This is a genomic window from Spirochaetaceae bacterium, assembly GCA_009784515.1.
Classification (GTDB): Bacteria; Spirochaetota; Spirochaetia; order WRBN01; family WRBN01; genus WRBN01.
Genome location: WRBN01000084.1, coordinates 1 through 8136, shown reverse-complemented (window position 1 = coordinate 8136; position 8136 = coordinate 1). Strand labels below are relative to the sequence as shown.

Here is an 8136-nt window from a genome sequence, read left to right as displayed (position 1 = left end):
CCTATAATAAGTTTGGAGAAGAAAAATACCTTTGGCATAAGGCTCACCCTAACTGGAAAGATTATCAAGGAGACTACGGCTGTAGCCATGCCGATTTTATTTAGCTATCTTTTGGCCACTCCTAGCGGAGGTAATGGCGTTGACAAATAACTTAAAACCGGTTATACTTATATTATAAAAACCTTGCCCTATCGTCAAATAGGGGCAGGAGAAGCTTCTTAATAAGCTTTTTGGTGTGCCACATTTATTAGCGTGGCAAAATGGCTACTAGCATATAGTATACGAACTGCAGTGCTAGTAGCACTTTCTTAATGAAAGTGGGTACTCTCATCACTTTGCCTCCTCATTATAAAATTTTGTCGATTTTATAGTGCAGAGGTGGAAATCGATACTATTGGCTATATGCCATTTTCTTTACTATAATATGATAATCTTGCCTTGTCAAGGCAAGATTATCCCGGCTCTTGTATTTGCCGCTTAAGCTGCCGGCGGTACATGCTGCGTATTTGCGTCATACATTCTTTAATTTCATCACTTTTAAAATCTGGATAAGTCCACGGCAGCGGCTGAAAAGCTTTACGGCTATAAAATAAAGTAAGTTCGCCGTAAATACCGGCGTTTAAAGCAATACGGTGGCCGCTGGCTTTGGTGGTGGCTAAAATAAGATGGCCGCCGGCGATAAAACCGGGGTCGATGTTTACTTGCCTCCGGCCGTTTAGGGCCAGAGCTTCTTCAAAGCTGTTGCTTTGTATTTTAATATTGGCTAATAACGAAGGGTCGTAAAGCATTTCAAACGCGATAAATTGCCGCTTAATGCCTGCGCCCATTTCGGCATTGTAATAACTCGAAAAATGAAAAGGCATAACCTCGCTTTGGTAGTCGCACGGGCCAAAGCGGTTAATAAGGGCGTCTTTGGCTTGCCGGCCTAAGTTATCGTCTTTAAATAAAAGGCCGCAGATAAGTTTTTCTTTAATAAAGGGCTGGGTTTGTGCCATAATAACTTGCTCCTGTAATTTTTTTGCTTAAAGTTGCCGATTAGCATAATATAGTAATAGTATTTACACAAGATTGGGGAGCTACTTTAAACTAAATTTATGAAAAACTATGACGAAGAGTTACTATTAGCCTTGCAAACTAAGCAAGACTCCCTTAGTAAAGAAGCCGTTGCCAACTTAAAAGATAACTTAATAAATTTACACGAAACCTTTCGTAACATCTATAACATTTTTCTAAATAAAAATGTTATTAGAGCTTACGAGTACAACGATGAGGCCCGGTTAAGTACCCTTACTTTGCCCAGCAAAGAGGTTTTTTCCGATGGCCAAAGGGTGTCCGAGCTCTCGCTGCGTCTTGCCGAGCTTAACCAACTGTACGATTACGCCGCTCATTCCTTTAAAATAAGCGCCGAAGCCCTTACTTTAGTGCAGCTAAAAAGGTTAACCGGTTTGCTGCGTTATATAGAGTGGCAGCAATTTGGGGTTTCCAGCGAAAATTATATGACCGATTGCCTCTCTTTATTAACTAAAGAAACCCGCAGCGATGGCGTGAGCGAAAAAATGCTGATGGGGTTAGGCAAAAAAATGACGATGGCTACTAGGGGGGCCATCGAGGCTATCCGCGACTTTACTTCTTATCAAAAAGAGCTTTACAAACACACTTTGCGCACTACCTACTTTGCCGGCCTGAGTTTTGATAGTACTCTCCCTTATGCCAAAGGCGAGGATAAATTTATTAACGGTTTGCGTAAGGTAATGGTGGGCGGCAAGCTGCCTTTTTACCGCGAATTGGTGGTAGAGGCCTGTGCCGAAATATATGGCGACAAAGCCGAAGAGCTGCAAAATAATGTTTTGCAGGCGCTGCAAAATTTGCCGGCCGGCGATAAGCCCGAAGCAAAAGCGCCGACTAAAAAGAAAGAAGCCGCCGCTAAAAACCCTAAAGATAGCATAATAGCGGCCTTTTTTGAGCTGGGCCGTTTGGCCTTTTTATTTGATAGCGTTATTAAAAAACTGGAGCAAAACAATTTAGGCTACACTAAATACGGCTTAAGTTTTGGGCAAAAATTTGCTTTATGGCTGCGCAGATTTGCAGCAGGTTCGCCCGCTGTGGTTTATAAAACGGCATTTGTCGACCCTGCCAGCGGCAGTACGCACCGTAAAGAGATAGATTTTGATAAGTTTATTGATAAATTAGAAAACCGCCTTAAATTTTTTACCAGCTTTGCTAACAGTAACCCGCAAGTTAATAAAAAATTAAACGATATGGCCGATGAAGATTTAGACAAACTGCTTAGTAAACACATTACCGAAAGCCGCGAAATAACCACCGATTTATTAGCTTTGGATAATTTTTTTAAAGAAAATTTAGCGGCTAATAAAAAACTTTCGGTTAAAGGTATAAAGATAGAGGTTAATAATATTAAACAAGTGATAAGCCGTGTGGTAGAGTTTAGGCACGAATATATTAGCGCTAAAGAATTATTAGCTGCTAAACCAGCTTTATGATAAAAAATTTAAAAGAAAGTTGTTTTACCCTCTCTTTTTTAACGGCTTTAGCCGTTAGCTTTGGCCTATTAATTATTATAGGCAGTCATTTACAGCACTTGCCGCCGCCTGCCTTTAATAGCGATGGCTACTGGGTGTTACCCAGCCCACCGCTTGAGCGTATCTCTATCTTTGCCGGCAGCCATAACAGCCAAAACGCCGATAATACAGCTGTGCGTTTTTATAGTACTACGCTGCGGCAAGGCGAAGGTTTATCGCTGCTGGCTAGGCAGCACAATTTACAGCTGGCCACCTTGCTGAGTGTTAATGCCGTGAGCGATTTAGGCAGCTTAAGCGAAGGCAGCGAGGTGGTGATTCCTAATCAAGATGGTATTAACTATATAGTAAGGCGGTTTGATAGTTTGGCTACCATCGCCCGCCGGTTTGAGGTGAGCGAAGATTTATTACGTACCGTTAATAGGCTGGAAGACCGGCCTATCCGCCGCGGGTTACAATTATTTATTCCTTCCGCCGGCTTAAGCAGCCGCGATTTTAACCGGATTGTGGGCAGCCATTTAAGTTTCCCCGTAGCCGGTAACGTGCGCAGTTTTTTCGGCGAAATAACGCACGGCCTTACGGCTACCACCAGCCATAACTACGGCCTTGTTTTTAGTACTATAGAGAATCAAACGGTTCATGCCGCCGCCGATGGTGTGGTTACGCAAAGCGGTTTTCACTCGAGCTTTGGGTTTTATGTGGTGCTGGATCACGGCCACCTGCAAAGCTTTTATGGTTATTTAAACCGTCCTGCTTTAGGCATAAACAGCCGGGTAAGGCGCGGCGATGTGATTGCGACGGTAGGCCGCAGCGGCTTAGGCAACGGCCGCAGTTTGTATTTTTCTTTGTTAAAAGATGGAAAAGCAGTTGACCCTTTGCTCTTTTTAAAATAAATTGGAGAGTAAGGAAATTTGTGGTAAATACAAATTTGGCCGATTAACTTTAAATGGCCAAATTAAAATTATAGTGGAGCTAATATGCGTAAAATTATTTTAATTACTGCCTTGTTATTTGCCGGCATAACTTTTATTGCCGCCGGTTATTATGGCGCCGAAAATGACTATAACGTAGCAAATTACGGTAACGAGCTTAACAATGACTAAAGTTATTTCGTTGGGCGGCTCGCTGATTGCGCCCAATTTAGTTGATGAAAATTTTATTAATAATTTTAAAGAAATTGTCATTAATTTTTTAAATAAAGATAAAGAACGGCGGCTTATCTTGGTTACCGGCGGCGGGGCTACGGCGCGCAGCTATCAAAATGCTTTGCGGGCTTTAGCGCCTGCCGTAAGTAATGACGAGCTGGATTGGTTAGGTATTGCCGCCACTAAAATTAATGCCGCTTTAATTAAAGCCGTTTTTGCCGATTATTGCCCCGAGCCTATTGCTGATAATCCCGAGACGGCCCCTTTTAATAAAGGCCGTATTTTGGTGGCTTCGGGCTGGAAACCCGGCTTTTCTACCGATTACGATGCCGCCGTTTTAGCCGGCCGTTTTGGCGGTAAAGTGGTGATTAATCTTTCTAACATCGATTATCTATACGATAGCGACCCTAAAACGAATAGCAATGCGCAAAAAATTACCCATACCAGCTGGAATAACTTAACGGCTATGCTGGGCACCACTTGGTTGCCGGGCTCTAATTTGCCTTTCGACCCTATAGCGGCTTTACTGGCTAAACAGCATGGGCTAACGGCCATTATTGCCGGCGGCACAAACTTTGCCAATATAGAGGCCATTTTAGAGGATAAAGAGTATTTAGGTACTACCATTAATTAGGTAAGAGGTAGTAATTAATAGTTAAGAACTAAGAATAGTCGCAAAGCGGCTTTGCCGCCAACCTAAATTATTACCTCTTAATTATTAGCTATTACCTAAAAAGAGTTGTATAATATAGGTATGCCCAATTTTTTATCAAAGTGTTTTTATTTAGCCGGCTTAGCAAAAGGTTTGTGGCTTTTAGGACTGCTGGCTTGTGCTACTCCTTTAAATATTGCCCCAGACAGCAGCTTTACCGACGAAGTAAATTTAGCTAGGCGTATTATTAATAATTCGCGTGCTTTTACCGTTACGGAGGATAACTACGCTCTTTTGCTGGCGTGGCTACAGGCCGCTAACCCTTACGCTCTAGAGGAACGGCCCCAGCCGCCGGTAAATCTTTCGCCTTTAGGGCTAGATAGCTTTCAGCAAGAGCTGGCGCGGTATAACGTTAGGCAGCAAAGCGGGATAGATGGGGCGGCCTTAATGCGGCAGGCCGCCGTGCGGCTGCTGGGCCTTAACCCCAGCTTCGATACTTTTGTCTTATTAAGGAATTTACTCTTTGATGAAGCCGCTGCCGTAAGAACCGAAAGCTTAAATGTTATGCTGCGCGCTACCGGCGAGGCTATTCCCATCTTAATGGAAGTGCTGGAAGATAACGAACTGAACGACCCCGAACGTAATGCGATTATCCGCCACTTGGCTAACTTAAGGGCGGAAGGCGAAGAAGCCCTTTTAACTTTGCTGGCCAGCTTTGATAGCCGGAATGCCGAGCAAGCGGCTTTGGCTTTGGTTATTTTGCACCCTAACTATCCTAACAGCATTTTAACGGCTTTAACCAACAGCAGCGATAGTAACGAACGGTTTAAAGCCCCTTTTTGGTTAATGTTATACCAAAATAATTTGGCTCTTTATCAGCTGTTAACCTTAACGGCCGATAGCGATATTTATACGCGCGAGCGAGCTATTGCCGGTTACGGCAGTTTAGGGCGCTGGGTGCTGGAGCCATCGCTGGCTTTTTTGCAGGCCGATAGTTTTCCGCACAGCCGCGAGCTTATTATAGCTAAATTGGCCGAAAATAGTATGCCGGCGGCTATCCCTTTTTTGCACGAACTTTTTGCCAGTAATAATCCCGGTATGCGTTTAGCCGCCGCCATTTATGCCGATAACTATGGCTTAAGCTTTTTAAACGAAGCGCGTACGCTTTTTAGCCACCCTAATGCTTTGGTGCGTTTAGCCGCCATAAACTTTGCCTTGCGTTTTAATAACAACCAAACGGTGAGTTATGCTTTGCCCTTATTGGCCGACCCTAACGCCGAAGTGCGTGCCGCCACCATTACTTTGGTAGAGAGTAGTTTTCCTGCTAACGAAACGGTGTTGTTAAATTATTTTTCGGCTGCTCGGGCTGGAGCTAGCGATAACCTTATTTTAAATTTATTTATTAGTCATGGCCGAACGGCTTTTTTATTTGAAGGCGGCAGCTACAATTTTGAGGCCGTTTATTATTTATTACGCACCATCACCAGCGAAGAGGCTTGGAGTAATTATTTAACGGCCACACGTAATAACCGTATCCAGCTAGATTTAAATAGTTTTAGAAGGCTTTTTGTTGGGGCGACTAACTACCGTAATAGCTTGGCCGGTTACCAAACCAACCCTTTAGTGAGCGAGGCTTTGGCCATTAGCGCTTTGCAGTTGCAGTTAAATTTGGCCATTGCCGCCGAGCAAGCTAACTTTAGAGAGCTTATCCAAAGCCCTGCCAACCCGCTGGCGAGTAATAACCAGCATATAAGGCAGCTGCAAACTACTATTGCCCAGCGCAGCGCCGCTTGGCGGCAGCTAGCCAGCCAGCAAACGGCCTTGCAAGCCGGGTACCGTAATTTTTTTAACGATAGAGCGGCTTTATTTAACAATTTTTTAGCCATTAGGGCCGAAAACCGCACCTTAGCCGGCCGCCTGTTAGCCAGCTTTAACATTAACGCCGATGAGCTTATAGCTTTTAATAATTTAAATTTACGTATATAATTTATTTTAGGCAATAGTTATTCAAATAAATTTTTACCATTACGAGAGGCTTTAGTCTTGCGGCAATCCATTCATTTAAGTAAGCGGGTTTGCTTTAGCAATAAAATTTTTTATAGCTAAAAAACTTTGTTCGCTAATAATATGTTCTATTTTGCAGGCATCTTTTAGGGCAATTTGTTTATCTACCCCTAAAGATATTAACCAATTTAAAATAAGGGTATGTTTTTCAAAGATAGCCTCTGCAATATTGCGGCCTTCTTTGGTTAAAAGAATAAACCCATCGCTGCTCACCTCGATGTAGCCATCTTGCCGTAATTTATTCATGGCAATACTCACGCTGGGCCGGCTGTAGGCTAGGGCATTAGCTACATCGATAGAGCGAATAGTTTTACTGTCTTTACTTAACATAAAGATGGTTTCAAGGTAATTTTCGGTAGATTCCTGCATAGTTAATAGTTAAGCTATCGGCCATTTTTACTTGAGCTTGAGCTTTTTATAGGTGATTTTTAATAACTAAAAGATGGCAATCGCTAGTAGGCAAAGGCCGTTAATTGCTTTACAATAGTTTAATGAAGCAAATTAGCTTAGTATTATGCCGGCCCGAAGGTTCCATCAATATTGGCGCCAGCTGCCGGGCCATTAAAACGATGGGCTTTAGCAACTTAAAATTGGTAAAGCCGGCCCCCATTAATACCGATGAAGTTAAACAGTGGAGTTTAACGGCTTTTAATATTTTTGAACAAGCCGAATATTTTGATAATTTACAGCAGGCCTTAGCCGGTAGTATTTTGGCGGTGGGTACTTGCCGGCGGCACGGAAAACACCGTAAAAACCATTATTTATTACCCGGCGAGCTGGCAGCTTTGTGCAGTGACTATACTGAGGGTGAAATAGCCATTGTTTTTGGGAACGAAAGAGACGGTCTAAGCGATGACGAGCTGGCGCTATGCCACCGGCTGGTTACTATCCCCAGCAGCGAAAGTTACCCCAGCCTTAATTTAAGCCACGCCGTACAGCTTATTTGTTACGAGTTATTTAAAACTAAAAACATTACGCCTAAACGGTTTAATTTAATTAACCACGAAAAAGTAGCGGCCCTGAGTGAACATGCTATTACTAACCTTGATAAGTTAGCTTTTTTTGCCATTAGCGGAGCTACCGGTAAAAAAGAGGCCGCCATGTTTTGGCACGATATTTTGGGCCGTGCCGGCCTGACCAGCCGCGAAGAACATTATTTATATAATTTTTTTGATAAAATTGCTAATATTAACACAGAACATTATAAATAACCCTATAAACTCTTTAAAAGAGAGTTTATAGGGTGTATCGGTAAAAATATCTTTGTTATTGCGAGTGATGACGAAGCAAGCCGGTTATATTATATAATATGGACTGCCGCGCACCTACAGCTCGCAGTAACAGAGGTTTTTAATTAATCCTTATGAGCCGCTGCGCGGTATTTATCGGCGCTGTACTCACCTTTGTAAAATAACGAAGCTTCTGTTTTCATATCAAAAAAGTGGGCTTTGTTAAGGTTTACCTTTAAGTAAATTTTATCACCAATTTGATATTTATCTTCCGGTCCGGTAACAGCTGTTAAGCGGCTGCCGCCAATGGTAGCGTTATCATCATCATCGGTGGCATCGGCGGTGGTAATGGTTCGACCATGCCCGCCAATATCTACGTGGAGCTGAGTTTGAGCGCCCAGTGGTTCAACTACCTTAACGACAGCTTCAATATCGGCGCCGCTGGCGGTAGGTAATACTTCCATATCTTCTGGCCTTATACCAAATAATACTTCTTTATGTTTTTTAAT

8 protein-coding genes are annotated in these 8136 nt (G+C 42.9%); 5 read left to right on the top strand and 3 right to left on the bottom strand.

Going from position 1 to position 8136, the window contains the following annotated elements; genetic code table 11:
* Positions 1-452: 452 nt before the first annotated feature.
* Positions 453-995 (bottom strand): DUF4416 family protein, encoded by a 543-nt coding sequence (locus FWE37_08330; protein ID MCL2520985.1) that lies wholly within the window; start codon positions 993-995, stop codon positions 453-455.
* A 99-nt stretch (positions 996-1094) separates the two neighbouring features.
* Here FWE37_08330 and FWE37_08325 point away from each other — a divergent pair, with 99 nt between their 5' ends.
* The 4 genes from FWE37_08325 to FWE37_08310 all read left to right on the top strand — a co-directional run bounded on the left by FWE37_08325 (position 1095) and on the right by FWE37_08310 (position 6320).
* Positions 1095-2501, top strand: a complete 1407-nt coding sequence (locus FWE37_08325) for a hypothetical protein (GenBank protein MCL2520984.1) — start codon at positions 1095-1097, stop codon at positions 2499-2501.
* Positions 2498-3430, top strand: coding sequence for a peptidoglycan DD-metalloendopeptidase family protein (locus FWE37_08320; protein MCL2520983.1), 933 nt, complete (start codon positions 2498-2500; stop codon positions 3428-3430). The genes FWE37_08325 and FWE37_08320 overlap by 4 nt, the downstream gene beginning before the upstream one ends.
* Before the next feature lie 202 nt (positions 3431-3632).
* Positions 3633-4316 carry a UMP kinase gene (pyrH, locus tag FWE37_08315; protein MCL2520982.1) on the top strand — a complete coding sequence of 228 codons (684 nt, stop codon included), beginning with the start codon at positions 3633-3635 and terminating at the stop codon, positions 4314-4316.
* Positions 4317-4436: 120 nt separating this feature from the next.
* Positions 4437-6320: a hypothetical protein gene (locus FWE37_08310; protein ID MCL2520981.1), complete on the top strand. Its 1884-nt coding sequence runs from the start codon at positions 4437-4439 to the stop codon at positions 6318-6320.
* A 75-nt stretch (positions 6321-6395) separates the two neighbouring features.
* Here the strand turns inward: FWE37_08310 and FWE37_08305 are convergent, their stop codons facing one another.
* Positions 6396-6767, bottom strand: coding sequence for a metal-dependent transcriptional regulator (locus FWE37_08305; protein MCL2520980.1), 372 nt, complete (start codon positions 6765-6767; stop codon positions 6396-6398).
* A gap of 122 nt (positions 6768-6889) precedes the next feature.
* On the opposite strand from FWE37_08305, the gene FWE37_08300 reads away from it, so the two are divergent.
* On the top strand, positions 6890-7609 hold the full coding sequence (locus FWE37_08300; GenBank protein MCL2520979.1) for an RNA methyltransferase: 720 nt from the start codon (positions 6890-6892) through the stop codon (positions 7607-7609).
* A gap of 143 nt (positions 7610-7752) precedes the next feature.
* Here the strand turns inward: FWE37_08300 and FWE37_08295 are convergent.
* Positions 7753-8136 (bottom strand): TOBE domain-containing protein (locus FWE37_08295; protein ID MCL2520978.1); only part of this gene is annotated, 384 nt, incomplete at its 5' end.

Bases quoted from the DNA above. Each gene is read 5' to 3' on its own strand.
- FWE37_08320 (MCL2520983.1), top strand. From the start codon at position 2,498: ATGATAAAAAATTTAAAAGAAAGTTGTTTTACCCTCTCTTTTTTAACG.
- FWE37_08325 (MCL2520984.1), top strand. From the start codon at position 1,095: ATGAAAAACTATGACGAAGAGTTACTATTAGCCTTGCAAACTAAGCAA.
- FWE37_08330 (MCL2520985.1), bottom strand. From the start codon at position 995: ATGGCACAAACCCAGCCCTTTATTAAAGAAAAACTTATCTGCGGCCTT.
- FWE37_08300 (MCL2520979.1), top strand. From the start codon at position 6,890: ATGAAGCAAATTAGCTTAGTATTATGCCGGCCCGAAGGTTCCATCAAT.
- FWE37_08305 (MCL2520980.1), bottom strand. From the start codon at position 6,767: ATGCAGGAATCTACCGAAAATTACCTTGAAACCATCTTTATGTTAAGT.
- pyrH (MCL2520982.1), top strand. From the start codon at position 3,633: ATGACTAAAGTTATTTCGTTGGGCGGCTCGCTGATTGCGCCCAATTTA.
- FWE37_08310 (MCL2520981.1), top strand. From the start codon at position 4,437: ATGCCCAATTTTTTATCAAAGTGTTTTTATTTAGCCGGCTTAGCAAAA.